Source organism: Streptomyces sp. NPDC007872, assembly GCF_042868165.1.
Taxonomy (GTDB): Bacteria; Actinomycetota; Actinomycetes; order Streptomycetales; family Streptomycetaceae; genus Streptomyces.
Window position 1 is genome coordinate 731,292 of record NZ_JBIAEA010000004.1, and the last position, 26,846, is coordinate 758,137.

Here is a 26,846-nt window from a genome sequence, read left to right on the forward strand (position 1 = left end):
CACCATGGATCTGCTGCTCTCCCTGATCTTCGGCCTCGCGGTCTGGGGCGTCTTCCAGGGCGTACGGATGTACCGGGCCGACGCCAAGCTCCCCTCCGACCTCGTGCTGGCCCTGGAGTCCGGCGCCTCGCGCACCACCGCCGCCGGCTCCGCCATCGACCGGATGGGCATGCGGCACGCGCCGCGCGTCCTGAGGATGATGGGCCCCAAGCGGGTCGACGCCATGCGGCGCAAGCTCGACCTCGCCGGGAACCCGAACGGCATGACCGTCGACCGCTACGCCGCCCGCAAGGCCGTCTACACGGCCTTCGGCGGGGCCGCCGCGTTCTCCATGCTGGCCAACGGCCAGGTCGTGCTCGCCGTCGTGTTCGCCGTCTACGGCTTCTTCTGGACGGACGCCCTCATCCGCTTCGCCCTGCGGAAGCGGAAGGAGGACATCGAGCGCACGCTCCCCGACTTCCTCGACGTCCTCGCCGTCGTCGTCTCCGCCGGACTCGGCTTCCGCCAGGCGATGGAACGCGTCGCGGAGAAGTACCAGGGCCCCTGGGCGGACGAACTCAGGATCACCCTGCGCCAGATGGACATGGGCATGAGCCGCCGCCAGGCGTTCGACGAGCTGCGCAGGCGGAACGACTCCGAGCAGGTGTCGATGTTCGTCTCCGCCCTCCAGCAGGGGGAGGAGCTCGGCGCCCCCATCGTCGACACCCTCATCCAGATCGCGACCGACATGCGCCGCACCGACGCGCAGGCCGCCCGCCAGAAGGCGTCCAAGGCCGTGCCGAAGGCCACGCTCCTCGTCACGAGCTTCATGCTCCCCGCGACCATGATCCTCATCGGGGTGGGCTTCTACTACGCCTCCGAGGTCGACTTCGGCACCCTCTTCGGGGGCTGACGACGGTGCGGGGACGAGAGCGGGGACGGGAGCGCGGGGGAGGGGGCGGCGACGACCGCACGACGCTCCACCTGGGCGATGCCGGAGCGGCTGTGGACGCCGTGGACTCGGGCGCGGGCAGGGGCCCGATCGCGTGGCAGCGGGGCGACGGCGGGACCGGGCGCCGGCCCGCGGACCCCCCGCCCGGCATCCCGATCCAGATCAACGCGCTCCAGGCGCTGTGCCGGCAGCTCTTCGGCTTCAGGCTCGCCATGACCGCCCTGGCCACCCCCTTCGCCCTCGCCAAGGCGGCGGAGGGCCCCGGGAGCTGGATCATCGGCGCGGCCGTCCTCGTCACCGTCATGGTGTCCTACGCCCTGCTGCGGGACTGGGAGCGGTTCGGGCCCTTCCTGCTCCGGCACCCGTGGCTGCTCGCGCTCGACATGCTCTTCGGCGCGCTGCTGCTCTTCGCGGCCTCGCCGAACTCCACGCTCGCGTACGTCACGATCTGCACGCCGCTCCTCGCCGGCCTCGTCTATAGCTGGCGGGGCGGGGCCGTGTTCGCCGGCTGCCAGGTCGCCCTCCTCGGCGCGGCCTACGCGGTGAGCACCGCCGAGGCCGACGCGTCGGCGCTGCTGCTCGTCGGCCTGTGCCTGATGGCCGGTGCCGTCGGCGCCAGCCTGCGCGGGCTGCTCCTGCGCTTCGGCGCCGCGTCCACCGCCCTGACCGAGACCCGGGCCCGTCTCGCCGTCCACGAGGCGGTGGAGGAGGAACGGGCCCGGCTCGCCCGCGAGATGCACGACTCCGTCGCCAAGACGCTGCACGGACTCGCGATGGCGGCCGACGGACTGGCCGGCTCGGCCGAGCGGGTGGACCCCGCCACGGTCAGGCACCGGGCCGGACTGGTCGCCCGCGCGGCCCGCCGCGCGGCGGCCGAGTCGCGGGAGCTGCTCTCGGACCTGCGCCGCGAGTCGGGCCTCGACGCCGGCGTGGACGTACTGTCCGAACTGGAGGCGCGGACCGCCGACTTCTCGCACCGGTACGGCGGCGTCGGCGCGACCTTCCGCCGCCTCGACGCCACCGCCGTCCCGCCGGTTCCGCAGGCCGTCGCCCGCCACGTGCTGACCATCGCGAGCGAGGCCATGGAGAACGCCCACCGGCACGCCCGCCCGGCCCGGCTGGAGGTCTCGGCCGGCGTCGTCGGCGACGTCCTGAGGATCAGCGTGTACGACGACGGGATCGGCCTGCCCGCCGGAACCACCCTCGACGACCTCAGGCGCGCCGGCCACTTCGGCCTGGTCGGCATGGTCGAGCGGGCCGCGTCCATCGGCGCCCGCATCCGGATCGGCCGGGGCCGCGCCGCGCGGGGCACGGAGGTGCGCCTCGAACTCCTCGTCTCCGCCCTGGGCCCCGCGGGGCCCCGGCCGCTCGCCCCGCGGAACGCGGCCGCATCCTTCCCGACGTCCCCCGCCCCCTGAGAGAGGAGGCCGCGACCATGCCCGACGACACGGCCGGCCCCGGCCCCACGCCCGCGCCGGAGGGGTTCCCCGCCCTGCCGGACCGGCCGCCCGCCGCCGCGACACCGCTACGGGTGGTCGTGGCCGACGACAACCCCGTCGTACGGGCCGGCCTGAGCGTGCTGCTCTCCGGACGGGACGACATCGAGGTCGTCGCGGAGAGCGCGGACGGCCGCCAGGCCTACGAGGCCACGGTCCGGCACCGGCCCGACGTCGTGCTCCTGGACGTCCGCATGCCCGGCGTGGACGGCATCTCGGCCCTGCCGCACCTGGTGCGGATCGCCCCGGTGCTGATGATGACGTACAGCCGGGAGAGCGAGATCGTCCACGAGGCCCTGCGCCTGGGCGCGGGCGGCTACCTCGTCCACGGCGAGTTCACCGCCGACCAGTTGGTGGAGGCCGTACACGACATCAGACGGGGCCGGGCCCACTTCACCCACTCCGCCTCCGCCGCGCTCCTGGAGTCGCTGCGGGGAGGCGCGCCGGGGGGCAGGGCCCCCGGGCAGCCCCTGCCGGAGGGCTTGGGGAGGGCGTTCGCGACCCCCGACCAACCGTCTGCACCCGCATACGTGCAGGAACAGCAGCGGAGCTCAAACGCTTCACCAATGCGAAGCGACTACAGGGAAGTTGGCTCGATCGCGCCAGGGTCGCAATCTCCCCAAAGTCATTCGCTTCTGCAAGCGAATGTGGGACAGTCTTCACTGGCCCCCCAGACCGACGGGGCCGTGTTGTCCGAGCTGAGCCGGAGGGAGGCGGAGGTGATGGACCTGATCGCGTCGGGCATGACCAACCAGCAGATCGCCGCCACCTGCTTCATCAGCCAGAAGACCGTCAAGAACCACATCAACCGCATCTTCGCCAAGCTCGACGCCGGCAGCCGGGGCGAGGCCATCGCCCGCTGGAACGGCATCGCCCGGAGAGGGGCGCCGCGCCATGACTGAGCACCCCACGGACCCGCGGGCCCACCCGGTCGTTTGGGACCGTGCTTGGGCCCTGGGACCCATGCCCGGGGACGTCGCCCCGGCGTACGTTCCTCGTGTCGGAAGCGAGACCGGCCGCGGGCCGGCCGAACCGGGAGGGGAACAGCATGAGCGACACCACGCTGAAGGCCGCCACCACCGCCAAGGTCTACGTCGGCTCCTGGGTGAACACCCGCGTCGACGCCCTGCAGAAGCGCCGGGACCGGGGACAGGGCGCGATGGAGTACGTCGGCATCACGATCCTCGTGGTCGCGATCCTCGCGGCGCTGCTGGCGACGGACATGGGCAGCACGATCGCCGACAAGTTCAAGCAGAAGATCAACAGCGTCATCAAGTGACGCCTCGTCCTTACGGCGATTCAGGGCAGGCCGCACCGCTGTACATCGCAGCGGTGGTCGGTCTGCTCTTTCTCGCGTTGATGTTCTTCGCGTTCGGGCAGGCGGACGTCAGGCGCAACGAGACGCAGACGGCCGCGGACGCCGCGGCGCTGGCCGCCGCCAAGGATTCCCGGGACGGACTGGACGAAGTCCTTCGTCTGAACATTCTCGACCCGGTCTGGCTGGGGCGCCTCATCGACGGAACCGTAGGGAACCCGGATGCGGGGTGCTCCGAGGCCTCACGCTTCGCCGCGGAGAACGGCGCGCGGAGCATCGGTTGTGCCCCTCTTGCGGACGGGCGCTGGGGTGCCACGGTGGAGGTCAAGTCGGAGAAGTCGGTCGGCAAGAGCATCGTCGAGGGGACCGAGGGAAAGTACGCGGAGGCCAAGGCGACGGCCGTGGTCGAGCCCCGGTGCACCTTCAAGCGCAATGAAGCCACCGAGGAGCCCCCAGCAGACGGCGAGGACGAGGACCCCGACGAGGAAAAAGAGAAGCCCTCTCCGGGCCAGTTCGTCTGTGACGGCGAGAAGTGGGTCATCGACCCGACGAGACTGGATCTCCTTCCGGACATGGCGGACCTGTTCGACGTCCACCTGGCCAAGGACTGACCGCGAACGAACGCAAAGGAATCACCACTCATGAGCATTCGGCATGTGAGGACGACGCGTCGAATCGGCGCAGCCGCCCTGTTGGCGGCGGCCCTGACCTTCTCGCTCGCGGCCTGCGGCGACGAGGACGGGAAGGGACAGGGGCAGGGGCAGGGGAACGCCTCTTCCTCGGTACCGACTCCCGGGAAGGAGGAGCCGACCAAGAGCGAAGACGGTAAGACTCCACCCGACGACAGCACGATTCTCGCCACCTTCAAGGGCGAGAAGGGCGTCGAGATGGTGATTCACGGAGCGAAGCGCGATCAAGGTGGCTTCCTCACGGTCACGGGTGAAATCAAGAACACCAGTGGCGAGGACTACACCCCCTCCGTTCGCTGGAACGGCCTGGAGCAGGAAGTCGCTCTCACCGGAAGCTCGTTCGGGGCGATGACCCTGACGGACTCCAAGGAGAAGAAGCGCTACTACGTGCTGCGTGACACGGACAACCGTCCGCTGACCACCACGAAGTACACCTCCTTGATCGAAGCCGGCGAGACCCTTCCCTTCTTCGCCCAGTTCCCCGCCCCCCCGAACACCACCACCGAAGTAGGCCTCACCTTCCCCGGTTTCACCACCGGCACGATTGAGATCTCCTGATGACCGTGACCCTGACCCGCAGTCGGCGGACCGCCGCGCGCGCGGCCGGTGTCGCTCTCACCGGAACGCTCGCGTTCGGTCTCCCCGCACCACCCGCGGCGGCGGACGACAACCCGTACCCGTCGGCCTCCAGCGTGCCCAGCGTGGAGATCGACGCGAAGGACCCCGACCTCAAGATCCCCGACGGCGCCGAGCTCGCCCCGCCCAAGGTGCTCGACATCAAGTCCATCGTCGAGGACCTGGAGGGCACCGAGCGCCGCGAGGACACGAACACGGACATCAAGTTCGCGCTCCAGGCGGAGGTCCTCTTCGGCAAGGACAGCGCGAAGCTGTCCGCCGTCGCCAACGCGCGCATCGCCGCCATCGCGGCCGAGATCAAGAAGCAGGACGCCAAGAGGGTCCGCGTCTTCGGCTTCACCGACGACCTCGGCTCCTCGGCCCACGGCGACGTGCTCTCCAAGCAGCGCGCCCAGGCCGTGCACACCGTGCTCGAACAGCAGCTCGCCGCCGCGGGGATCACGTACGAGATCCGTGGCTACGGCGAGCAGTACCCGATCGCCAGCAACAGCACGGAGGAGGGGCGCAAGAAGAACCGCCGCGTGGAGGTCTCCTTCCTGCGCGCCCAGGGCTCGTAGCCCGTACGCCTGTACGTCCGCCCCGGCGGGGCCGCACCGGAACGATCCCGGTGCGGCCCCGCCGGCCGGTTCACACGGAGAGCGTGAGCCGGACGCCGGGCGCCAGCCCCCAGCGCGCCATCGCCCCGGCCTCCGCCTCCAGCACGTGCCGGGCCCGCAGACTGATCCGGCCCATGCGGCCCGGCCTCATCGTCTTCACGGCGACGACGTTCAACCTCCGGTCCAGATAGGCGACATCGATCGCGAAGCGCATCCGGAAGGTGTGCACGCCGTTGCACGGGGTGATCAGCAGCGCCCCCTCGACGCCGTCCCGTCCGAGCAGCCCCCGTCGCCGCGCCCCGTACGAGGCGGCCACCTCCAGGGGGATCGCCCCGTCCCGGCCCGGGACGCCCAAAGTGCCTCTGCCGTCACGCCATTTCCCCATGGCCCGAGACCGTAGCGCTCCCGCTCCGGGTCCCGCTCTGGGCCCCCGGCCCGGAACAGTGGGCCCCTGGGCCCATGCCCGGTGTCAGAGCCCCGCCCTAGGGTCGACCGCGTGGACGCCACGCTGATCGCCCTCGCCGCCCTGTGGGGCGCCGCCACCGGCCTGCTCGTGCCGCGCGCCGCGTACCGGCTCTCCGTGGAGCCCGAGGAGGCGTGGCGGGACACCTGCCCGCAGGGCCATACCCTCCTGGGCCCCGCCCGCGGCTGGCTCGGCGGAGCGCGGTGCCGGACGTGCGCGCTGACCGTCCCGGCCGCGACCGCCCCGGCACCCGAGCCGCGTGACGTGCTCACCGCCGACGCCGGTGCCGACGCCACGGCCGAGGGAGAGCCCTCCCAGGAAACCGGCGTCCCGTTGCGCACCACGCCCGCCGTCCCGCTCGTCCTCGCCGCGGCCTGCGCCGCGCTCGCCGCGTCGACCGGGTTCCGGCCGGAGCTGGGGGTGTGGCTGCTCTGCGCGCCCTTCGCCGCGCTCCTCGCGACGGTCGACCTGCGCGTCCACCGGCTGCCCGACCAGCTCACGCTGCCGCTCGCCGCGCTGGTCCCCCTGCTGCTCGGGGCGGCCGCGCTGCTGCCCGGCGCGGCGGGCTCGTTCGGGCACGCGCTGCTCGGCGGACTCGTGCTCGGAGCCGCGTACTTCCTGCTCTTCGTGATCAACCCGAACGGCATGGGCTTCGGCGACGTCAAGCTCGCGCTCCCGCTGGGCGCCCTCCTCGGCTGGTACGGCTGGACCGTCCTCTTCGCGGGCGCCTTCGCCGGGTTCCTGCTGGGCGGGGCGTACGGGCTCGGTCTCGTCCTGCTCCGCAAGGCGGACCGCAAGTCCGCGATCCCGTTCGGGCCGTTCATGATCGGCGGCGCCCTGCTCGGCCTGCTCCTGGGGACGCCCTGAGGGCCGGGGCCGTGGCGGCTCGAAGTCGACCGGGCACTCACCCTCCGCCCCGTACACCCGACCGATCCACCACGAAAGAGGGACAGTTCGCCCCTCTCCGGGAAAACCCGGCGAAAGGCGTTTCCAGGAAAGCGTAAAAGTGGCGGGACGCGGTCGTCGGGCAGGAGCATTCTGGACAGATGACGACGACGCCGAGCGTGACGCCGGGTGTGCAGTTGGTCAGTGACCTCGTCGCCCGGATCCCGGAGTTCCGTAAGGCCTACGAGACCCATGTGCTCCTCCAGGGAGGTGTGTTGCCGCACGTGTTCTTCTGGGAGGTCGTCCAGGACACCGTCCGGTCCTTCCTCGGCGAGGACCCGGCCGCACCCGACTGGCGCCGCACGCTCGCCTTCCTGGAGGAGGAGAGCCGCCGTGGCGTCCTCGGCGTCGACGAGGTCATCGTCACCTCCTTCCTGGGCGACCTGCCCTCCCCGCACGAGCCCGGACACGCCCTCGTCCACCGGCTCGGCCCCGTCATGGCCGGAAAGTTCGCCCGCATGAGACCGCTCGGCTGACCCCTGCGCCCGACCTCTCCGCCACCCTCTCCACCGACCTCTCCGCCAGTCCCCCCGCCGGCCTCTCCGCGCACCCCGCCCTATTTAACTCGCCTCTCCCCAGGGGTACTTGAGTATCGTTCCGTGAACACGCCGAGGCTGACGCGCTCCGGCGCGGACCGGGGGGTGGCGCGAGCGTGCTGAGCGACGAGGACGTCCTGGCGGCCGTGCGGCGCCGGGTCGAGGAGCACGACGGGGCCGGTCAAGTGCCCCCGGGCGGGGCGGACATCACCCGGCACCTCCTGATCGAAGGGCAGATCCTGCGCTGCGTGGAGACCCGTACGGAGGAGGAGCGGTTCCACCAGGGCTTCATCGACCTGTCGGACCGGCCCGTGTACGGTCCCGGCCTCCACACGTACCGCATACCGCCCCCCGAGGACCCCACGACCGAGACGACGCTGCGACTGGTGCGGCGCGGTTCCGTGGACGACCGGGCCTGCGACTGCGGCAACGGCCTGGTGGCCTGTGAGCGCTGCAAGGGCGGCGGCGAGCTGCCGTGCGCCCCGGCCAAGGCCTGCGGCGACTGCCACGGGATCGCCGCCTGCCTGTGGTGCGACGGCACCGGTCGCCGCAGCCGCCGGTCACGCGACCGGGGGACCGCGGGACGAACGGGCAGGGAAGGGCGCGTCACGTGCGGCCAGTGCGGCACCAGGCAGGCCGCGTGCGCCGGATGCGGCGGACGCGGCAAGAGCACCTGCACCCGGTGCGGCGGGTCGGGCTCCCGCGCCTGCCCCGACTGCGACCGGGCGGGCACCGTCCCCCACCGCCGCTGCGGGGGCACCGCGAGGACCGTGACGTGGACCGAGGGCGTCGTCACCAGGAGCCCGTTCGTCGTGAAGGTCAAGGTCTCCTCCCCCGTCCTGCCGTACGGGGCGTGGAGGACCGCCCGTGACCACGGTGACTGGACCGACGTCCGCGTGGTCGGCCCGCGCTCCTCCCTGGCGCGCGACACCGACGGGGAGGTGGCCGGGCTCCTGGAGTCCTGGCTCCTCCCGCACGAAGGAGAGATAAGCCGCCGGATCACCCTGCGCCACCTCCCCCTGGCGCGCGTCGTCCTCGCCTCCCACCCCCACCGGGTGTTCTTCGTCGTTCCCGGACGCGGCGGACCGCACGTCGCCGTGTGGCCCTCCAAGGAGCGGGCCCGGCTGCTCGCCGCCGTCGCACTGGCGGCGCTGGTGACCCTCGCCGTCGTGTACCGCCTCCTGGCCTGAGCCCCGGGCCGAATCCGCCCCGTCCCGACCGCCCGCGATAATCGAACCCATGCTCCCGTCCCGGCCCGACCGCCCCGACCGTCCGGGCCGCCCCGCCCTCCTCGCCCTCGGCGGCTACGCCGCCACCCGCGTGATCGGCCTCGTCGTCCTCGCGATCGCCGCCGCCGCGACCGGCGAGGACGGGCTGCACCGGCTCAAGGGCCGCTGGGACTCCGTCTGGTACGTGCGGATCGCCGAGCACGGCTACGGGTACGAGACCGTCCTGCCCCACGGCGACGTCCACTCCGACCTGGCCTTCTTCCCGCTCCTCCCGGCCCTGGAGCGCGGCCTCTCCGCCGTCCTTCCCCTCGACGCCGCCGGCGCCGGGCTCCTCGTCTCCTGGACGGCGGGCCTCGTCGCCGCCGGGGGCATCCACAAGTGCGGCGCCCACGCCTTCGGGCCGAGGACCGGGGTCCTGCTCGCCGTCCTGTGGGGCGTGTACCCGACCGCGTTCGTCCAGTCCATGGCGTACACGGAGACCCTCTTCACCGCCCTCGCCGCCTGGTCCCTGTACGCGGTCCTGCGCGACCGCTGGATCCTGGCGGGGGCCCTCTGCGTCGCCGCCGGGCTCACCCGGCCGACGGCCGCCGCCCTGATCGCCGCGCTCGGGATCACCGCCCTCGCCGCTCTCGTACGGGACCGCCGGCTGCCCGCGCGGACGGTGGCCGGCGTGCTGATCGCGCCCCTGGGCTGGCTCGGGTACGTCGTGTACGTCGGCGTACGGGAGGACAGCCCCACCGCCTACTTCGAGGTCCAGGCCGCCTGGGGCAACTCCGTCGACGGCGGCCTCGCGCTCGCCCGGTTCATCGCGGGCCTGCCCTGGCCCGCCGCCCTCGGCCTGACCGCCGCGCTCGCCCTGCTCGCCCGGCTCGTCGTCCTCTGCGTACGGCAGCGGCAGCCCCTGCCCCTGCTCGTGTACACGGTCGGCGTCGTCCTGGTCTCTCTCGTCGGCGCCGCCTACTTCGGCTCCCGGCCGCGCCTGATGATGCCCGCCTTCGGACTGCTGCTCCCGCCCGCCGCCGCCCTCGCGCGCCTCGGGACCCGCACCGCCGCCCCGGTCCTCGCCGCCCTCGCCCTCGCCTCCGCCGCGTACGGCGCCTTCACCCTCCTCGGCCCGGGCCCTCCGTAAGGCCTCCTCGGCCCGGGCCCCTCGTGAGGCCTGCCCCGGCCCGCACCCGCCCCGGGATCGCCCTCCACGCGCACGCGTGTCCCCGCGTCAACGTCACGCCCCCGCCCCCCGGTCCCCCCTGGGAGGGACGGAACCCCGCCGCCACGCCGGGGCGTAAACCCGCCACGAGGCCCCACAGCCCTTGTCCCGCACGGGATCCGGGGGATTCCGGGCGGGACTTCGGGCGTACGTGGCGCGCGGGACGACTATCGAAGGGTTATGGTGGAAACCCCCCCTCGGGCCGGTCCGTATCCCCCCCACGGACCGGCCCGTTTTCTTTCCCTCCGGAGAAGGGGGACGTCAGCTTCCTTCCCTCCGGGAAAGGGAGACGTCAGCCCCGGCCGGCCCAGATGTTCGTGCCCGCCGTGTCCACCGCGAACGAGTCGATCTCCGTCAGCTCCTCGTCCGTCAGGGGAGCGCCGGCGAGCGCGGCCACGTTCTCCTCCAGTTGGGCGACGCTGGACGCGCCGATCAGGGCCGACGTCATCCGCGGGTCCCGCAGCACCCACGACAGCGCGAGCTGCGCCAGGGACTGGCCGCGCCGCTCCGCGATGTCCGCGAGGCCGCGCAGGCGCCGCAGGACCTCGTCGGAGAGCAGGTTCGGGTCGAGGGACTTGCCCTGGGTGGCGCGGGAGCCCTCCGGGATGCCCTTCAGGTACTTGTTGGTGAGCAGGCCCTGCGCCAGCGGCACGAAGGAGATGCAGCCCATGCCGGCCGCCTCCAGGGTGTCGAGGAGGCCGTCCTCCTCGGTCCAGCGGTTGATCATCGAGTACGAGGGCTGGTGGATCAGGGCCGGGACGCCCATCTCCCTCAGGATCCGCGCGGCCTCGGCGGTCTGCTCAGCGGTGTACGAGGAGACGCCGACGTACAGCGCCTTGCCCTGCTGGACGGCGGAGGCCAGGGCCCCCATCGTCTCCTCCAGTGGGGTCTCCGGGTCGAAGCGGTGCGAGTAGAAGATGTCGACGTGGTCCAGGCCCATCCGGTCCAGGGAGGCGTCGAGCGAGGACAGCAGGTACTTGCGGGAGCCCCACTCGCCGTACGGCCCCGGGTGCATCAGATAGCCGGCCTTGGTCGAGATGACCAATTCGTCCCGGTAGGGGGCGAAGTCCTGGGCGAAGAGCTTGCCGAAGTTCAGCTCGGCCGAGCCGGGCGGCGGCCCGTAGTTGTTCGCCAGGTCGAAGTGGGTGACGCCCAGGTCGAAGGCGCGGCGCAGGATCGCGCGCTGGGAGTCCAGCGTGCGGTCGTCGCCGAAGTTGTGCCAGAGGCCGAGCGAGACCGCCGGGAGCTTGAGGCCGCTGCGGCCCGTGCGGCGGTACTCCATGGTGTCGTAACGGTCCGCGGCAGCGCGGTACAGGGGGGAATCAGTCACGTATCTCTGCTTATCACGGACTTGTGACCGTCCCGGGCTGGGAGCCCGCAGCCCCGGCGCAGTACTGTGGCCGCCTGCGGACCGCCGATGCCTGGGGTCCGTCGCTGCACAGAGGGGTAAAGAACGGTGAACCTGCGCGACCTGGTGTACGGGCTCTACGCACGCCGGGTGGAGGGCCGTCTCGACCACGCCCAGGTGCCCAAGCACATCGGGGTCATCCTCGACGGGAACCGGCGCTGGGCCAAGGCGTCCGGCGGGACCCCCGAGCAGGGACACAAGGCGGGCGCGGACAAGATCCAGGAGCTGCTCGGCTGGTGCGCCGAGACCGACGTCGAGGTCGTCACGCTCTGGATGCTCTCCACGGACAACCTGAACCGGCCCGAGGAGCAGCTCGTCCCGCTGCTCGGGATCATCGAGAACGCCGTGCGCGCCCTGGCCGCCGACGGGCGCTGGCGGGTCCACCACGTCGGCACGATGGACCTGCTGCCCGCCCGCACCCAGACCGTGCTCAAGGAGGCCCAGGAGACCACCCGGGGCAACACGGGGATACTCGTGAACGTCGCCGTGGGCTACGGCGGCCGCCAGGAGATCGCCGACGCGGTCCGCTCCCTGCTCCTGGAGCACGCCGAGCGCGGCACCAGCTTCGAGGAGCTCGCCGAGATCGTCGACGTCGAGCACATCTCGGAGCACCTCTACACGCGCGGCCAGCCCGACCCCGACCTGGTCATCCGCACCAGCGGCGAGCAGCGGCTCTCCGGGTTCATGCTCTGGCAGAGCGCCCACTCGGAGTACTACTTCTGCGAGGTCCACTGGCCGGCCTTCCGCAAGGTCGACTTCCTGCGGGCGCTGCGCGACTACGCCGCCCGGCACCGGCGCTACGGGACCTGAGGCCGGGTTTCGCCCCGCCCGTACGGGTCATACGGAACCCGTCACCCGGTCCGCCGTCCGGCCCGTCACCCGGCCCGTCACCCCCGGCCGGAACCGATCACCTCGTGTTCACGAAGACGTCGTCATGCGCCCTGGCATGGCCGAGGTCGTTCGAGGGCATATCCCTGGTGAAGTGAGCGGCACGGAGACCGCCACCCGGGAGGCCCCTTGCACCAGGACGACCGTGCGGGACACGCACGGGAGAAGCGGAGGGCCGTGGTTCGGCCCGCGCATCGTGGCCTGAACCCGGTCCCATCCCGCAGCGACACCGGTTCCGTCGCGCCCCGACCTCGCAAGGGTCTTCAGAGGGGGTCTGTCCTTCCGTGGTGACCAGCACGAAGCGCCGCCTTTCCGACCGGCGCACCTATGTTCTCGACACCAGCGTCCTGCTGGCCGACCCCAACGCCGTGTCCCGTTTCGAGGAGCACGAGGTGGTGCTCCCGATCGTCGTGGTCACGGAGCTGGAGGCCAAGCGGCACCATCCGGAGCTCGGCTACTTCGCCCGGCAGGCCCTGCGCCTGCTCGACGACTTCCGGGTCCGGTACGGACGCCTGGACGCCCCGCTCCCCGTGGGGGACCTGGGCGGCACCCTGCGTGTCGAACTCAACCACTCCGACCCCGGCGTCCTGCCCGCCGGCTACCGGTTGGGGGACAACGACTCACGGATCCTCGCGGTCGCGCGCAACCTCCAGGCCGAGGGGTACGACGTCACGGTCGTCTCCAAGGACCTGCCGCTGCGCATCAAGGCCTCCTCGGTCGGGCTCCTCGCCGAGGAGTACCGGGCCGAGCTCGCCATCACGGACGCCAACGGCTGGACCGGGATGTCCGACCTCGCCCTCTCCGCCGACCAGGTGGACCTGCTCTACGACCAGGAGACGCTGTACGTGCCGGAGGCCGCCGAGCTCCCGGTCCACACGGGCCTGGTGCTCCAGTCCGAGCGCGGCAAGGCGCTCGGCCGGGTCACCGCCGAGGGGAACGTACGGCTCGTCCGGGGCGACCGGGAGGCCTTCGGGCTTCGCGGCCGCAGCGCCGAGCAGCGGATCGCGCTCGACCTGCTGCTCGACCCGGACGTCGGCATCATCTCGATGGGCGGCCGGGCCGGCACCGGCAAGTCCGCGCTGGCCCTCTGCGCGGGCCTGGAGGCGGTCCTGGAGCGCCGTCAGCACCAGAAGGTGATGGTCTTCCGCCCGCTGTACGCGGTCGGCGGCCAGGAGCTCGGCTACCTGCCGGGCAGCGAGGCCGAGAAGATGAGCCCGTGGGCGCAGGCCGTCTTCGACACCCTGTCCTCGGTCGCGAGCCGCGAGGTCGTCGAGGAGGTGCTCGGCCGGGGGATGCTGGAGGTCCTGCCCCTCACCCACATCCGGGGCCGCTCCCTCCACGACGCCTTCGTCATCGTGGACGAGGCCCAGTCCCTGGAGCGGAACGTCCTGCTGACCGTTCTGTCCCGGATCGGGGCCAATTCGCGGGTCGTGCTCACCCATGACGTCGCCCAGCGCGACAACCTCCGGGTGGGCCGGTACGACGGAGTCGTCGCCGTGGTCGAGAAACTGAAGGGGCATCCGCTCTTCGCCCACGTCACCCTCACCCGCTCCGAGCGCTCCCCGATCGCCGCGCTCGTCACGGAGATGCTGGAGGACGTTCAGATCTGACCGTTTCGTACCTTTCCGTACGCGTACGGACGTTGACGCCGCCCGGCAGAGCGCAGGAGCTTAGCCGGGCGGCGTCGCCGTGTCCGCCACATCCGTCAAAACACCTGCCCCTTTCGCGATGTGAGCTTTCACACGCAACACAGAATTGCCTTGCGGCATCGCCGTCCGGCAGAGTCTTGCTTCCGTCAGGCCCCGCATACGGCACCCGTGCACCCTCCGGGGAGCGCACCGCGAACAACTCAACAGCCGTCCGCCGTATGCCGCCCACAGCACCACGGGCCCGTGTCTCCTGTGACCCCGTACGTCGGAGACCAGTGCCAGGGGCAAGATTTCGCCCGTGTGGTCACCTGTGCGGGCGATGCTGGAAGGAAACCGTGTGAGCCGGATCTCGGTCCGGGGATTCGCGGTGGCTTCGGCCACTGCGGTCACCACCGTCGGCGCCGTCGTCGGCGTCGCCTCGGGCAACGCCGCGCAGCCCGCCGACGACAACTTCGAGGCCACCGCCGCCGACACCACGCTGCTCGCGGACATCCCCGCGGGCGAGCAGGCGCAGGTGCAGGTCTCGTCCCTCGCGGAGCAGGCCTCCGTGCAGGCCGCCGCGGCCGACTCGGCCGCGAAGAAGTCCGCGGAGGAAGCGGCCCGCATCCGCGCCGCCAAGGACGCCGAGGCCAAGAAGGAAGCGGCCGTCAAGGCCGAAGCCGAGGCCGAGGCCGAGGCGAAGGCCAAGGCCGAGAAGGAGCGCAAGGAGAAGGAGGAGGCCGAGCGCGCCAGCCGTTCCTCGGCCCGCGACATCTCGTCCTTCGCCGCCCAGGGCTCCTACACCGTCTCCGAGGTCAAGGCGATCGCCCGCCAGATCGTGCCGGCCTCGCAGTTCCAGTGCTTCAGCAACATCGTGGACCACGAGTCGAGCTGGAACTACCGCGCGACCAACGCCTCCTCGGGCGCCTACGGCCTCGTCCAGGCCCTGCCGGGCACCAAGATGGCCTCGGCCGGAGCCGACTGGCAGACCAACCCCGCCACCCAGATCAAGTGGGGCCTCAACTACATGGACGACCGCTACGGCAGCCCGTGCGGCGCCTGGTCCTTCTGGCAGGCCAACCGCTGGTACTGAGACGTGATCCGCGACCGCCCGAGGGCGGGTCGCGGACCGCACGCGGCACGGACGCCGGGTGCTCCGACACGACCGCGCACGGGCGCGGCCCGTACGGGGCGCCCGGCTCCGTCGTTTCCGCGGCCGTGAAGAGTCCGCGACCGTGAAGAGTCCGCGGCCGTGAAGAGCCTGCGGCCGTGACGGATACGCGGTCGTGACGGGTCCGGGCGGACGCGTCGCCGACGCCCCCCCGTCAGGGGTATCGCCCCTCGTGGAGGCCGACCCGCTCGACGGACCGGATCAGCCGGTAGTCCTCCTCGACCCCGGCCGGCCCCCACCGTCCCGTCACCGCGGTGAGGGGCTTCTCGTGCGCGGACGTGTAGGTTCGGGGATCCAGGGGCACCCGGGGAGCCATCGGGAAGAGTGCGGGGGAAGAGGGAACGACATGTCGAGAGTGCCAGGGTGGCTGAACCGGCTGGGCGAGGGCCTGAGCCGTGCGGGCCGACGTCTCGACGAGCGCCGGGCCGAGGCGGAGCGGGACGACGAGCTCGACCTGCCGTACGGGAGACCCGGCGACCGCCCCCGCGCGACCGCCCCCGCACGGCCCGGGGTCGACCCGGACACCGCCGCGCCCCTCCCGGACCAGGGGGACCAGGAGGACCCGGAGGGTGCCTCCGGGAGCGATGCGTCCGCCGACTCCGGCCTCTCCGTCCCCGCGCCCCCCTCGTACGCGCCGGCCGTCGCCGCGCGCCCCGACCCCGCCGCCGCGATCCCCTGGGGGATGCGCGTGGCCGCCGAGGCGGGCTGGCGCCTGCTCGTCCTCGCCGGGACCGTCTGGGTCCTGATGAAGGTGATCAGCTCCGTACAACTGGTCGTCCTCGCGTTCGTCGCCGCGCTCCTCGTCACCGCCCTGCTCCAGCCCACCGTGGCCATGCTGCGCCGCAAGGGCCTGCCCCGCGGCCTCGCCACCGCCGTCACCGCCGTCTCCGGCTTCGTCGTGATGGGCCTGGTCGGCTGGTTCGTGGTCTGGCAGGTCATGGACAACATCGACAACCTGTCCGACCAGGTCAAGGACGGCATCGAGGAGCTCAAGCGCTGGCTCCTCAACAGCCCCTTCCACGTGACCGAGCAGCAGATCAACGGCATCGCCAAGAACCTCAGCGACTCCGTCGGCACCAACGCCGAGCAGATCACCCAGGTCGGCCTCCAGGGCGTCACGGTCGTCGTCGAGACGATGACCGGCATCCTCCTCGCCATGTTCTCGACGCTCTTCCTGCTGTACGACGGGAAGAAGGTCTGGGAGTGGACGCTCCGGCTGGTGCCCGCCCAGGCCCGCCCGGGCGTCGCGGGCGCCGGGCCGCGCGCCTGGCGCACCCTCACCGCCTACGTGCGGGGCACGGTCCTCGTCGCCCTCATCGACGCCGTCTTCATCGGCATCGGCCTCTACTTCCTCGACGTGCCGATGGCCGTGCCGCTCGCCGTCTTCATCTTCCTCTTCGCCTTCATCCCGCTGGTCGGCGCCGTGGTCTCCGGAGCCCTCGCCGTCGTCGTCGCCCTCGTCACCAACGGGGTGTTCACCGCCCTCATGGTGCTCGTCGTCGTCCTCGCCGTGCAGCAGATCGAGGGCCACGTCCTCCAGCCGTTCATCCTCGGCCGCGCGGTGCGGGTGCACCCGCTGGCCGTCGTCCTCGCGGTCGCCGCCGGCGGTCTGACCGCCGGCATCGGCGGCGCCGTCGTCGCCGTCCCGCTGGTCGCCGTCACCAACACGGCGGTCGGCTACCTTCGTGCCTACAGCACCGAACAGGCCCTGCGCAGCACGCCGGAGCCGCGCGGGGCGACCGCGTACGAAGTGGCCCCGACGCCGGCCCCCGGCTCGGCGGGGGGCAAGGGGGAGGACATGTGATATCGGAACCGGAGCTGGTGGGCGCCGCGGACTTCGAGAGGTCCGAGGTGCTCACCGAGGCCGCGCCGCCCGGTCCGCCGCGGACCCGCCGCCCCTGGCTGTGGGCGCTCGGCGGCGCGGTCGCGGCCTCGGCGGTCTGGGGCGCCGGGCTCTACGCGTACGGGCGGGGGGAACCGGCGGGACCGGACCTCCAGGGGTACCGGCAGGTGGACGACCTCTGCGAGGTGGCACGCCTCGACGCGCTCGCCGACGCCCTGGGCAAGCGGCGGGAGCACGGTTCGGCCCCCGCGGTGGACGAACCGGCGATCAGCGAGGCGTCGTGCTCGATCGGCTTCGGCCCGGAGGAGGGCGGGCAGAGCGTCGAGATCACGTACACCCTGCACAAGGTGGTCGACCCGGGGCCGGAGTTCGAGGCCCGCGCGCAGCAGTTCGGCATCCTGAAGAAGATCGACGGCATCGGCGAGCAGGCCTTCTTCGACGACATGGAGGAGGAGGGGGGCCGGCTCCGGGTCCTCGACGGCCAGGCCGAGTTCCAGATCGACATCTTCAGCCAGGACTACACGCTGAACGGCGAGATGGTCTCCTCCGGGACGTCGGCCGACCTCTCCGGGATCGACGTCCCGATGATCCAGGACCTGCTCGTCCTGATGGCCGCGCTCAAGAAGTGAAGGGCCGCGCTCAAGAAGTGAAGGGCCCCGCTCAAGAAGTGACGTTTCCTCCGGGGCCGTGACGGCGGTGTGCGCCGGGCACGCGCCCCCGGTGCGCGCGGGTGGCCTCCGCCGGGCCGCCGTACGACCGGCGTGCCGCCCCTCCGGGTCGCACCGGGCCCTCCACCATGGTCGCGGCGCGCGGCCCGGTGGGGGCCGCCGCGCCCTGGAGCCCGTACCACAGGAAGGACACCGCCCATGAGGTCCGTGAGGTCCATGAGGTCCCCGAGGTCCATGAGCGCCGGGCGGGGCCGGCGGAGCGTCGTCGTCGCGGGGCTGGCCGTCGCGGCCCTGCTCGCCGGGACCGTGCCGGCCGCCGCGACCAACGAGGTCGACTTCTTCCACTGCCAGGCCGACTTCAACGGCGAGTACCTGCAGTTCGGCATCCGCAACCCCAACGGGACGGGCACCCTGCGGTGCTTCGCCAACGCGGGCGACCTGGCCGTCGGGCAGGGCGGTGTGGAGCGGTTCGGCAGCGGCAACAACGCCGGGTGGTTCGAGTACGAGCCCGGCGACGGCTGGCGCTACCGGCACACCTTCGGCAAGGGGGAGAGGATCACCAAGGACTACGGTCACGTGACCCACCTGCACATCGACTGAGCGCGCGGCGGCGGGCGGCACCGCCACCGGCGCGTACGCGAAAGGGCGGCCCCACCGTGTGTCCGGTGGAGCCGCCCTTCCCATGAGGTCCCGTACGGTCTCGTACAGTCCCGCAAGGGACCGTACGGCCCGCGGTCAGGCCTGCTCGGCGAGGACCGCTTCCGCGTCGAGGGTGACGCCGACCGCCTGGATCACGGCGGCGATCTTCACGGCCTCCTGGATGGTGGCGCGATCGAGACCGGACTGGCGCAGGACCTGCTCGTGCGAGTCCAGGCACTGGCCGCAGCCGTTGATCGCGGAGACGGCCAGCGACCAGAGCTCGAAGTCGACCTTCTCCACGCCCGGGTTGCCGATGACGTTCATCCGCAGACCGGCGCGCAGCGTCCCGTACTCGGGGTCCGACAGCAGGTGCCGGGTCCGGTAGAAGACGTTGTTCATCGCCATGATCGCGGCGGCGGACTTGGCGGCCTGGTACGCCTCGGGCTTCAGGTTCTCCCGGGCCTCCGGCTCCAGCTCCTTGAGCACCTTCGGCGAGCGCGAGGCGATCGCGCAGGCCAGGACGGTGCCCCAGAGCTGCTGCTGGGGGAGGTCGCTGTTGCCGATGACCGAGCCCAGGTTGAGCTTCAGGTCCTTGGCGAAGTCCGGTATGGCGGCCTTGAGTTCATCGAGAGCCATGGCGGATCACTCGCCCGAGAGGAGCTTGACCGGGTCGAGCGTGGTCTCGCCCTTGCTCCAGTTGCACGGGCACAGCTCGTCGGTCTGCAGGGCGTCCAGGACCCGCAGGACCTCCTTGGGGTTACGGCCGACGGAGCCGGCGGTCACCATGGTGAACTGGATCTCGTTGTTCGGGTCCACGATGAAGACGGCGCGCTGGGCGAAGCCGTCCTCGCCCTCGACGCCGCAGTCCCGCATCAGGTCGTGCTTGGAGTCCGCGAGCATCGGGAAGGGCAGGTCGCGCAGGTCGTCGTGGTCCTTGCGCCAGGCGTGGTGCACGAACTCGGAGTCGCCGGAGACGCCGAGGATCTGGGCGTCGCGGTCCGCGAACTCGTCGTTCAGCTTGCCGAACGCGGCGATCTCGGTCGGGCAGACGAAGGTGAAGTCCTTCGGCCAGAAGAACACCACGCGCCACTTGCCCTCGTAGGACTTGTGGTCGATCTGCTCGAACTCCTTGCCGCTCTCCAGCGACACGCAGGCGGTCAGGTCGTAGGTGGGGAACTGGTCACCGACAGTGAGCACGCGCTCTCCTTGTAGCGGGGAAGCGCCCTTTTTGAGGGGCTTCCTTGGGGGTTGGACGGATCACCAGCATGGCACGGAGTGCATTGATCAGTGAAATAGCTAGAGTGGGTCGTGTTGATCGAAGGTGGTTATCAGTGGCATCCCCGTACAGCCCCCCGCACGGCCCGCACCGCACCAAGCAGCCGAGCCTCTCCCAGCTCAGAGCGTTCGCGGCGGTCGCCGAGCATCTGCACTTCCGCGACGCGGCGGCCGCCATCGGCATGAGCCAGCCCGCGCTCTCGGGCGCGGTTTCGGCACTCGAAGAGGCACTCGGTGTCCAGCTCCTCGAGCGTACGACGCGGAAGGTGCTGCTCTCGCCCGCGGGGGAGCGGCTCGCGGCGCGGGCCCGGACGGTCCTCGACGCGGTGGCCGGGCTGATGGAGGAGGCGGAGGCGGCCCGGGCCCCGTTCACCGGGGCGCTGCGGCTCGGGGTGATCCCGACCGTCGCCCCCTATCTGCTGCCCACCGTCCTGCGCCTGGTCCACCGGCGCTACCCGGAGCTCGACCTCCAGGTCCACGAGGAGCAGACCTCCTCGCTCCTGGAGGGGCTCGCGGCCGGACGGCTCGACCTGCTGCTGCTCGCCGTGCCGCTCGGGGTGCCGGGCGTCACCGAACTCCCGCTGTTCGACGAGGACTTCGTCCTGGTCACCCCGGCCGGGCACCCGCTGGCCGGGCGGGAGGACATCCCGCGCGAGGAGCTCAGGGAGCTGCGGCTGCTCCTCCTGGACGAGGGGCACTGCCTGCGCGACCAGGCCCTCGACATCTGCCGCGAGGCCGGGCGCTCGGACGGCGCCGAGGTCACCACCACCGCGGCCGGCCTCGCCACCCTGGTCCAGCTCGTCGCGGGCGGGCTCGGCGTGACCCTGCTGCCGCGCACCGCCGTCACGGTCGAGACCGCCCGCAACTCCGCCCTGTGGACCGGCCTCTTCGCCGATCCGGCCCCCTCGCGCCGGATCGCCCTCGCGATGCGGACGGGCGCGGCCCGGCAGGCCGAGTTCCAGGAGCTGGCGGAGGCGCTGCGGGGGGCGATGAGGGGACTGCCGGTACGGGTGGTGGACGGCGGGACCTGAGACCCCTGGCATCAGGTACGGGGGCGGGCGGCGGTTCCTGAAGCCCCCCGGCACCAGGAACCGCCGCCCGTATCCGTACGTACGGTCGACGGGTTACTCCGTGCGCAGCCCGTCCGCGCGCATCAGCCGCCACAGGGCCGGCATGCTCAGCAGCGTCACCAGTGCGATCAGGGCGGCGCCGATGCCGACCACGGGCAGGAACACCCACCAGTCCTGGACCGGCTGCCCGCCCATCTTCAGCAGGACGACCCCGAGGCCGAGCCCGCCCGCCACGGCGAGCGCGAGGCCGAGGGCGATCGGCACCGCCGTCTGCCACAGCACCGACAGGGCCAGGGTGGAGCGGCGGGTGCCGAAGGCGACGAGCGAGGAGAGCAGCCGCTTGCGGTCCCTGAGCTGCTCCAGGGTCGTGACCAGGAGCGAGGCCGCCACCAGGAGCATCGTCAGGGCGGAGCCGACGAGGATGCCGGTGCGGACGCTGGAGAAGGCCGTGCCGCGCTCGGTCTCCTTCAGGTCCTTCACCCAGGCGGTCGGATCGATCGCCGCCGCCGTGTTCCGCGCGCGGTCGGCCGCGTCGGGCACGGCCGGGTCGAGCCGGATCATGTTCTGCGCGTAGGGCTCGGGGAGCAGGTGGGTGTCGATCGCCGACGGGGTGGCGAGGACGCCGTACTGGTACATGCCCGTCGGGTCGGGGCGGGAGTCCACGGCCTTCGCGCCCGCGGGGATCCGCCACTGCGGCAGCGGGCCGTTCGCGGGCCGCTCCGGCCCGTCCCGCGGCGGGTGCGGGTCGCGCAGGGCGACCGTGGCGCCCGGCCGCGCGACCGCGGTGATCCGGGCGTCGTCCGGGGAGCCCTGCGCGCCGTGCGCGAGGAGGACGAAGACGTCCCCGTCCCGGCAGGAGGGCAGGACGGCGAACTCCCGCAAGGAGGAGCAGTCGCCGACCCGGAGCGGGGCCGACGGGGCGAAGTCCCTGCCCTTCTCCGGCGGGCCGGGCCGCCACACGTGCGACTCGACGACCGACATCGCCTCGTCGACGCCCTCGGTCCGCGCGAAGCGGGCGGTGATGTCGCGGGCCTCGCCGGCGGTCCTGCCGCGGAAGCCGACGGCGACCTGGGCGCGGGACGAGTCCTCGCCGGTCGGCAGCGTGAACTCGTTCTCCATCGCCTGGAAGAGCATCTGGAGCGCGATGGCGCCGGTGGCCGCGACGACGATGCCGCTGACCGCGCGGGCCGCCGTGCCGCTGCTCAACTGGAGCCTGCGGACGGCGAGCTGCCAGGCCACCGGGCCCGCGTGCAGTCGCCTCACCCCGGCCTCGACCAGCCACGGCAGGAGGGTGGTCAGGCCGATGAGGAAGAGGACGGTGCCGGCCACGACGGGCACGGTGTCGATGCTGGTCTCGGTCACCGAGACCCGGCCCATGAGCGGGGCGAGCAGGGCGGCGCCGGCCGCCAGCAGCAGCAGCCGCCACCACAGCCGGCGGCGGCGCGGCGAGGAGTCCCGGACGACGCCGAGCGGTTCGATCGCCACCCCGCGCAGCGCGACGAGGCTGACCACGACCGAGGCGACCGGAACGGTCACGAGGGCGAGGGCGGCGAGCGCGGGCATCGGCACGACGTCGGAGGGGAAGGCGTTGACGTCCCAGAGGGTGAAGGCGCCGGCGAACTGCCGGGCCGCCGCGAAGAGTCCGGCGCCGGCCAGGAGGCCGAGGAGCGCGCCCGCGAGGGACTCGCCGGCCGCGATCCGCCGGGTCATGGGGGCGTCCGCGCCGACCAGCCGGAACGCCGCGAGCCGCCGGTCGCGCTGCTCGCCGCCGAAGCGGACGGCGGTCGCGACGAAGACGAGCACGGGCAGGAGCAGGACGACGCAGGCGACGACCACGAGGAGGATCAGGAAGGCGTTCATCGGTTCCTCGGGCACCGACCAGCCGAAGCGCTCGCCGCGCCCGTCGAGGTTGCCGCTGTCGAGGAAGTCGACGTGGGCGACGTACCGCAGGTCGGCCGGGCCGATGAGCCCGTCCTTGCCGAGGGTCCCGGCCACCTCGTAGGGGAGCCGCTCCTCGAGCAGGGCGCCCTCGGGGGAGTCCAGCAGGTCGCGGAGCGCGGGCGAGACCAGCATCTCGCCGGTCCGGGGGAACGCGGCCGCGCCCGGGGGGAGCGGGGGCGCGTCGCCGTCGGGCTGCAGCAGCAGCCCGGAGACGACGTCGTCCCGGTAGGTGGTGGACCGGTCGAGGTGGAGAAAGGTGCGGGGCCCGGGGGCGGTGACCTCCCGGCTCCCGTCGACGGCGCGGACCGACTCCCGCACCTCCCGCTGGAAGAGCATGTTCGGCAGGGAGGCGGCGAGCAGCAGCAGCGCCACGCCGAAGCCGACGCCGGTCGCGGTCAGCAGGGTGCGCAGGAGGCCGGGGCGCCCGCCGGTGACGGCGAACCGGGCGCCCAGCGCCAGGTCGCGGGCCCAGACGCGGAGCTTCATGCCGCCCACTCCGCGTCCCGCACCCGGCCGTCGCGCACGACGATCTCGCGGTCCGAGTAGGCGGCGACCCTGGCCTCGTGGGTGACGAGGACGACGGCGGCGCCGGTGTCCCGGGAGGCCTCGGTGAGCAGGCTCATGACCCGTTCGCCGTTGAGGGAGTCGAGGGCGCCGGTCGGCTCGTCGGCGAAGATCACCCGGGGGGCGGTGACGAGCGCGCGGGCGACGGCGACGCGCTGGCCCTGGCCGCCGGATATCTCGCCGGGGCGCTTGGCCGCGACGGCGTCGACCTCCAGGCGGGCGAGCCACTCGACGGCCCTGGCCTCGGCGGCCTTCCGCTTCTCGCCGTCGAGGCGGAGCGGGAGGGCCACGTTCTCCACGCAGGTCAGCTCGGGGACGAGCCGGCCGAACTGGAAGACGAAGCCGAAGTCGGTGCGGCGCAGGGAACTGCGCTCGCGGTCGGAGAGCGCGGTGAGCTCGCGCCCGTCGTAGGCGATGGTGCCGGCGTCGGGCCGGACGATCCCGGCCAGGCAGTGCAGCAGCGTGGACTTGCCGGAGCCGGAGGGGCCCATGACGGCGACGACCTCGCCGGCCCGCAGCGCGAAGTCGGCGCCCGCGAGCGCCGGGGTCGGCCCGTAGGCCTTGTCGAGGCCGGTGGCCCTCAGGAGGGGTGCGGAGGTCATCGGCGGGCCGTCCCCTCCGCGTGTCCCGGGAGGCGCGCGGTCATCGGCGGACCTCCTCGGCGAGCCGGTCGAGCCGGGCGGCGGTCAGCTCCAGCCAGCGCAGGTCCGCCTCCAGGTGGAACAGGGCGTGGTCGCAGATGAGCTGGTCGGCGAGGTCGCCGTCCTTCTTGCGCCGGGTGAGCTCGCGCATCAGGCGCAGGTGCTCGGAGCGCTGGGCGTCGAGGATGCCGTCGGCCCCGCGCCCGGTCAGCAGGGCGAGGACGACCTTGGTGTAGAGCGTGGACTGGAGGTACGGCTCCGGCTTCTCGGGGGTGGCGAGCCACTGGGCGACGTCGGTGACGCCGGCCTCGGTGACGGCGTACCGCTTCCGCTCGGGACCGCCGCCCGCCTCGACGCCGTCGACGACCACGAGGCCGTTCCTCAGGAGCCGGGACATGGTCGAGTAGACCTGGCCGTAGTGGAGCGGCCGGTCGTGGCCGAATCTGTCGTCGAAGGCGCGCTTGAGGTCGTAGCCGTGGCGCGGGCCGGACTCCAGGAGCCCGAGGAGGGTGTGACCGATGGACATGCCGGTCACTGTACACGGTGTGTATACGCGTGATGTATAGCGCCGCGCGACAAGCGGAATGCCCCCTTCGCGCAACCGTTCGGGGTTTTCGGGCGTCGGTTCCTCTGGGCGCGGGTGCTGATTCTCACGTCCTGAAAAGACGTGATCGGTCTCCTTTGTCCGCCCTGCCGGTGTTAGCTTGCTGAGCTGATCCGGCGCGCGCGGGCACACGCCGGAGCGCCGGGACACACGACGAGCGGAGCGACGGAACACATGGGCCGACCTGACACGGGCAAGGCGAAGAAGAGCGGCATACGCCGCCTCTTCTCCTGGAAGAAGCTCCTGGGCACCTTCGTCGTGTCCTGCCTGCTCGGCATGGGCGCCCTGTACGTCGTCTACCTCATGGTCCCGGTGCCGACGGCCAACGCCGAGGCCACGATGCAGAGCAACATCTACAAGTACGCCAACGGCAAGATCCTCGCCCGCACCGGTGAGATCAACCGCGAGATCGTCGGTCTCGACAAGATCCCGCAGAAGGTCCAGCAGGCGTTCGTCGCCGCCGAGAACAAGAGCTTCTACAAGGACAACGGCGTCGACATCAAGGGCACCACCCGCGCCGCCTGGTCCACCCTCACCGGCAAGGGCAAGCAGGGCGGCTCGACCATCACCCAGCAGTACGTCAAGAACTACTACCTGAGCCAGGACCAGACGGCGACCCGCAAGCTCAAGGAAATGGTCATCGCCATCAAGGTCGATGAGAACATGACCAAGAGCGAGATCCTCGCCGGGTACATGAACACCAGCTACTACGGGCGCAGCGCCTACGGCGTCCAGGCCGCCGCCCGCTCGTACTACGGCGTCGACGCCTCCCGGCTCACCACCGCCCAGGGCGCCTACCTCGCCGCCCTGCTCCAGGCCCCCAACCAGTACGACTGGACCGCCGCGAACGCCACCGGCCGCAAGCTCGTCGAGGCGCGCTGGAACTACGTCCTCGACAACATGGTCGGGGAGGGCTGGCTGTCGTCGTCCGAGCGCACCGGCATGAGGTTCCCCGTGCCGCAGAAGCCCAGGCCCCTGCCCGGCATGGAGGGCCAGACCGGCTACATCGTCGAGGCCGCCAACCAGGAGCTGATGCGCCAGGGCGTCAGCGAGGAGGACATCAAGGCCGGCGGCTGGACGATCACCCTCAACATCGACGAGAAGAAGCAGAAGGCGCTCGTCGCGGCCGTGGACGAGGAGCTGGAGTCCAAGCTCGACCGCAAGGGCGACAAGAAGCACGCCGTCGTCCAGGCCGGCGCCACCTCCGTCGACCCGAAGACCGGCGCGGTCGTCGCGATGTACGGCGGCGTCGGCGCCACCGAGCACTGGATCTCCAACGCGACCCGCCGCGACTACCAGCCCGCCTCCACCTTCAAGCCGATCGTCCTCGCCTCCGCGATCGAGAACCACGCGAAGACCCAGGACGGACGGCGCATCGGCCTCGGCACGATCTACGACGGCACCAGCAAGCGCCCGGTCGTGGGCAGCGACATCCCCTTCGCCCCGGAGAACGAGGACGACGACGACTACGGCCCCGTCACCGTCCAGCGGGCCACCAACAGCTCGATCAACTCGGTCTACGCCCAGATGATCGTCGACGTCGGCCCGGACAAGGTGAAGAAGACCGCCCTGGCCCTCGGCATGAAGGACGGCAAGGACTTCCCCGAGGCCCCCGCCATCTCCCTCGGCGTCATGAACGCCTCGACCCTGGACATGGCCGGCGTCTACGCCACCCTCGACAACCACGGCAAGCGGGTCTCCCCGGCCCTGGTGAAGTCCGCCGAGCACCGTGACCGCACGGTCCGGACCCCGAGCCCGCTCGGCGGTCAGGTCATCACCCGCGAGGCCGCCGACACCGCCACCAAGGCCATGACGGGCGTCGTGCGCAGCGGCTCCGGCACCCGCGCCGCCGGGGACTACGCGGCCGCGGGCAAGACCGGCACCTCCGAGAACAACCGCTCCGCCTGGTTCGTCGGCTACACCCCCGAACTCGTCACCGCCGTCGCCCTCTTCGGCGAGGACGCCAAGGGCAACCAGGTCACCCTGACCAACACCATCAACCCGGGCCGCGCCAACGGCGGCCGGACGCCCGCCCGGATCTGGGGCGAGTACACGACCCGCGCCCTGAACGGCGGCTCCGACGCGCGGTTCGACCTGGAGACCGACGGGACGGACGCCGCCGAGCCGGACCCGGACCCCACCGCCACCACCGAGGCCCCCGAGGAGCCGACGGACGAGCCGACCACGGCCCCGCCGAGCACCACGTCCGCGCCGACGACCGAGCCCGCCACCACCCCGCCGACCCGGACGAGCGACCCGGCCACCACCGCGCCGACGCCCACCGAGGAGCCGACGACCGGGGAGCCGTCCCCGCCGCCCTCGATCGACCCGCCCGACGGCGGTGGCGGCACCGACCCCGGGCCGGGCGGCGACGGAACCGGCAGGCCCGTCCGCCCGACGGCCCAGCGGCAGTAGACGCACGGAAGGCCGGACCCCCCCGCCGGGGTCCGGCCTTCCGCACGT

At 72.3% G+C, this 26,846-nt stretch carries 26 protein-coding genes; 19 read left to right on the forward strand and 7 right to left on the reverse strand.

The window, feature by feature from the left end:
• Positions 1 to 4: 4 nt before the first annotated feature.
• From ACFYNX_RS17915 to ACFYNX_RS17945, 7 genes are all read left to right on the forward strand, one after another.
• On the forward strand, positions 5 to 892 hold the full coding sequence (locus ACFYNX_RS17915; RefSeq protein ID WP_125667880.1) for a DUF5936 domain-containing protein: 888 nt from the start codon (positions 5 to 7) through the stop codon (positions 890 to 892).
• Between the two features lie 101 nt (positions 893 to 993).
• Complete coding sequence (locus tag ACFYNX_RS17920; protein ID WP_388662583.1) at positions 994 to 2,349, forward strand: sensor histidine kinase; 1,356 nt, start codon at positions 994 to 996, stop codon at positions 2,347 to 2,349.
• A 17-nt stretch (positions 2,350 to 2,366) separates the two neighbouring features.
• The gene (locus ACFYNX_RS17925) at positions 2,367 to 3,329 is read left to right on the forward strand and encodes a response regulator (RefSeq protein ID WP_388662381.1); all 963 of its coding nucleotides are present in this window, start codon (positions 2,367 to 2,369) and stop codon (positions 3,327 to 3,329) included.
• Between the two features lie 146 nt (positions 3,330 to 3,475).
• On the forward strand, positions 3,476 to 3,706 hold the full coding sequence (locus ACFYNX_RS17930; RefSeq protein ID WP_388662383.1) for a hypothetical protein: 231 nt from the start codon (positions 3,476 to 3,478) through the stop codon (positions 3,704 to 3,706).
• Complete coding sequence (locus ACFYNX_RS17935; protein WP_388662385.1) at positions 3,703 to 4,353, forward strand: pilus assembly protein TadG-related protein; 651 nt, start codon at positions 3,703 to 3,705, stop codon at positions 4,351 to 4,353. The genes ACFYNX_RS17930 and ACFYNX_RS17935 overlap by 4 nt, the downstream gene beginning before the upstream one ends.
• A gap of 30 nt (positions 4,354 to 4,383) precedes the next feature.
• Positions 4,384 to 4,989: a hypothetical protein gene (locus ACFYNX_RS17940; RefSeq protein ID WP_388662387.1), complete on the forward strand. Its 606-nt coding sequence runs from the start codon at positions 4,384 to 4,386 to the stop codon at positions 4,987 to 4,989.
• Positions 4,989 to 5,624 carry an OmpA family protein gene (locus tag ACFYNX_RS17945; RefSeq protein ID WP_388662389.1) on the forward strand — a complete coding sequence of 212 codons (636 nt, stop codon included), beginning with the start codon at positions 4,989 to 4,991 and terminating at the stop codon, positions 5,622 to 5,624. The genes ACFYNX_RS17940 and ACFYNX_RS17945 overlap by 1 nt, the downstream gene beginning before the upstream one ends.
• Before the next feature lie 70 nt (positions 5,625 to 5,694).
• Here ACFYNX_RS17945 and ACFYNX_RS17950 read toward each other — a convergent pair whose 3' ends face one another.
• Positions 5,695 to 6,048 (reverse strand): DUF192 domain-containing protein, encoded by a 354-nt coding sequence (locus ACFYNX_RS17950; RefSeq protein WP_388662391.1) that lies wholly within the window; start codon positions 6,046 to 6,048, stop codon positions 5,695 to 5,697.
• Positions 6,049 to 6,159: 111 nt separating this feature from the next.
• Here ACFYNX_RS17950 and ACFYNX_RS17955 point away from each other — a divergent pair, with 111 nt between their 5' ends.
• From ACFYNX_RS17955 to ACFYNX_RS17970, 4 genes are all read left to right on the forward strand, one after another.
• Complete coding sequence (locus ACFYNX_RS17955; RefSeq protein WP_388662393.1) at positions 6,160 to 6,993, forward strand: prepilin peptidase; 834 nt, start codon at positions 6,160 to 6,162, stop codon at positions 6,991 to 6,993.
• 179 nt (positions 6,994 to 7,172) lie between these two features.
• On the forward strand, positions 7,173 to 7,547 hold the full coding sequence (locus ACFYNX_RS17960; RefSeq protein WP_388662395.1) for a hypothetical protein: 375 nt from the start codon (positions 7,173 to 7,175) through the stop codon (positions 7,545 to 7,547).
• A gap of 176 nt (positions 7,548 to 7,723) precedes the next feature.
• Positions 7,724 to 8,797: a hypothetical protein gene (locus ACFYNX_RS17965; RefSeq protein ID WP_388662397.1), complete on the forward strand. Its 1,074-nt coding sequence runs from the start codon at positions 7,724 to 7,726 to the stop codon at positions 8,795 to 8,797.
• A gap of 49 nt (positions 8,798 to 8,846) precedes the next feature.
• Positions 8,847 to 9,965: a hypothetical protein gene (locus tag ACFYNX_RS17970; protein WP_388662399.1), complete on the forward strand. Its 1,119-nt coding sequence runs from the start codon at positions 8,847 to 8,849 to the stop codon at positions 9,963 to 9,965.
• A gap of 370 nt (positions 9,966 to 10,335) precedes the next feature.
• Here the strand turns inward: ACFYNX_RS17970 and mgrA are convergent, their stop codons facing one another.
• Entirely contained in the window at positions 10,336 to 11,373 is a 1,038-nt protein-coding gene (gene mgrA / locus ACFYNX_RS17975; protein WP_365545970.1) for an L-glyceraldehyde 3-phosphate reductase, read from the reverse strand.
• A 126-nt stretch (positions 11,374 to 11,499) separates the two neighbouring features.
• Between mgrA and ACFYNX_RS17980 the strand changes: the two genes are divergently transcribed.
• From ACFYNX_RS17980 to ACFYNX_RS18005, 6 genes are all read left to right on the forward strand, one after another.
• Positions 11,500 to 12,261 (forward strand): isoprenyl transferase, encoded by a 762-nt coding sequence (locus ACFYNX_RS17980; RefSeq protein WP_365545973.1) that lies wholly within the window; start codon positions 11,500 to 11,502, stop codon positions 12,259 to 12,261.
• Positions 12,262 to 12,623: 362 nt separating this feature from the next.
• Positions 12,624 to 13,949: a PhoH family protein gene (locus ACFYNX_RS17985; protein WP_125663299.1), complete on the forward strand. Its 1,326-nt coding sequence runs from the start codon at positions 12,624 to 12,626 to the stop codon at positions 13,947 to 13,949.
• A 358-nt stretch (positions 13,950 to 14,307) separates the two neighbouring features.
• Entirely contained in the window at positions 14,308 to 15,060 is a 753-nt protein-coding gene (locus ACFYNX_RS17990) for a transglycosylase SLT domain-containing protein (protein WP_388662402.1), read from the forward strand.
• 424 nt (positions 15,061 to 15,484) lie between these two features.
• Positions 15,485 to 16,942 (forward strand): AI-2E family transporter, encoded by a 1,458-nt coding sequence (locus ACFYNX_RS17995; RefSeq protein WP_388662404.1) that lies wholly within the window; start codon positions 15,485 to 15,487, stop codon positions 16,940 to 16,942.
• Complete coding sequence (locus ACFYNX_RS18000; protein ID WP_388662406.1) at positions 16,939 to 17,610, forward strand: hypothetical protein; 672 nt, start codon at positions 16,939 to 16,941, stop codon at positions 17,608 to 17,610. The genes ACFYNX_RS17995 and ACFYNX_RS18000 overlap by 4 nt, the downstream gene beginning before the upstream one ends.
• 273 nt (positions 17,611 to 17,883) lie before the next feature.
• Positions 17,884 to 18,249 (forward strand): beta/gamma crystallin domain-containing protein, encoded by a 366-nt coding sequence (locus ACFYNX_RS18005; protein ID WP_388662408.1) that lies wholly within the window; start codon positions 17,884 to 17,886, stop codon positions 18,247 to 18,249.
• 135 nt (positions 18,250 to 18,384) lie between these two features.
• Here the strand turns inward: ACFYNX_RS18005 and ACFYNX_RS18010 are convergent, their stop codons facing one another.
• Positions 18,385 to 18,924, reverse strand: a complete 540-nt coding sequence (locus tag ACFYNX_RS18010) for an alkyl hydroperoxide reductase (protein WP_062752447.1) — start codon at positions 18,922 to 18,924, stop codon at positions 18,385 to 18,387.
• 6 nt (positions 18,925 to 18,930) lie between these two features.
• On the reverse strand, positions 18,931 to 19,485 hold the full coding sequence (locus tag ACFYNX_RS18015; protein ID WP_062752446.1) for a peroxiredoxin: 555 nt from the start codon (positions 19,483 to 19,485) through the stop codon (positions 18,931 to 18,933).
• Between the two features lie 134 nt (positions 19,486 to 19,619).
• On the opposite strand from ACFYNX_RS18015, the gene ACFYNX_RS18020 reads away from it, so the two are divergent.
• Positions 19,620 to 20,594: a LysR substrate-binding domain-containing protein gene (locus tag ACFYNX_RS18020; RefSeq protein WP_365545994.1), complete on the forward strand. Its 975-nt coding sequence runs from the start codon at positions 19,620 to 19,622 to the stop codon at positions 20,592 to 20,594.
• 93 nt (positions 20,595 to 20,687) lie between these two features.
• On the opposite strand, the gene ACFYNX_RS18025 is transcribed toward ACFYNX_RS18020, so the two are convergent.
• Genes ACFYNX_RS18025 through ACFYNX_RS18035 form a run of 3 tightly spaced genes read right to left on the reverse strand, consistent with a single transcriptional unit; the run spans position 20,688 to position 24,305 of the window.
• On the reverse strand, positions 20,688 to 23,060 hold the full coding sequence (locus ACFYNX_RS18025; RefSeq protein ID WP_388662411.1) for an FtsX-like permease family protein: 2,373 nt from the start codon (positions 23,058 to 23,060) through the stop codon (positions 20,688 to 20,690).
• Positions 23,057 to 23,740, reverse strand: a complete 684-nt coding sequence (locus ACFYNX_RS18030; RefSeq protein WP_365546000.1) for an ABC transporter ATP-binding protein — start codon at positions 23,738 to 23,740, stop codon at positions 23,057 to 23,059. The genes ACFYNX_RS18025 and ACFYNX_RS18030 overlap by 4 nt, the downstream gene beginning before the upstream one ends.
• Positions 23,741 to 23,780: 40 nt before the next feature.
• A complete protein-coding gene (locus ACFYNX_RS18035) occupies positions 23,781 to 24,305 on the reverse strand; it encodes a PadR family transcriptional regulator (RefSeq protein ID WP_388662413.1) in 525 nt (174 codons plus the stop codon).
• 252 nt (positions 24,306 to 24,557) lie between these two features.
• Here ACFYNX_RS18035 and ACFYNX_RS18040 point away from each other — a divergent pair, with 252 nt between their 5' ends.
• The gene (locus tag ACFYNX_RS18040; RefSeq protein ID WP_365546007.1) at positions 24,558 to 26,798 is read left to right on the forward strand and encodes a transglycosylase domain-containing protein; all 2,241 of its coding nucleotides are present in this window, start codon (positions 24,558 to 24,560) and stop codon (positions 26,796 to 26,798) included.
• Positions 26,799 to 26,846 lie beyond the last annotated feature (48 nt).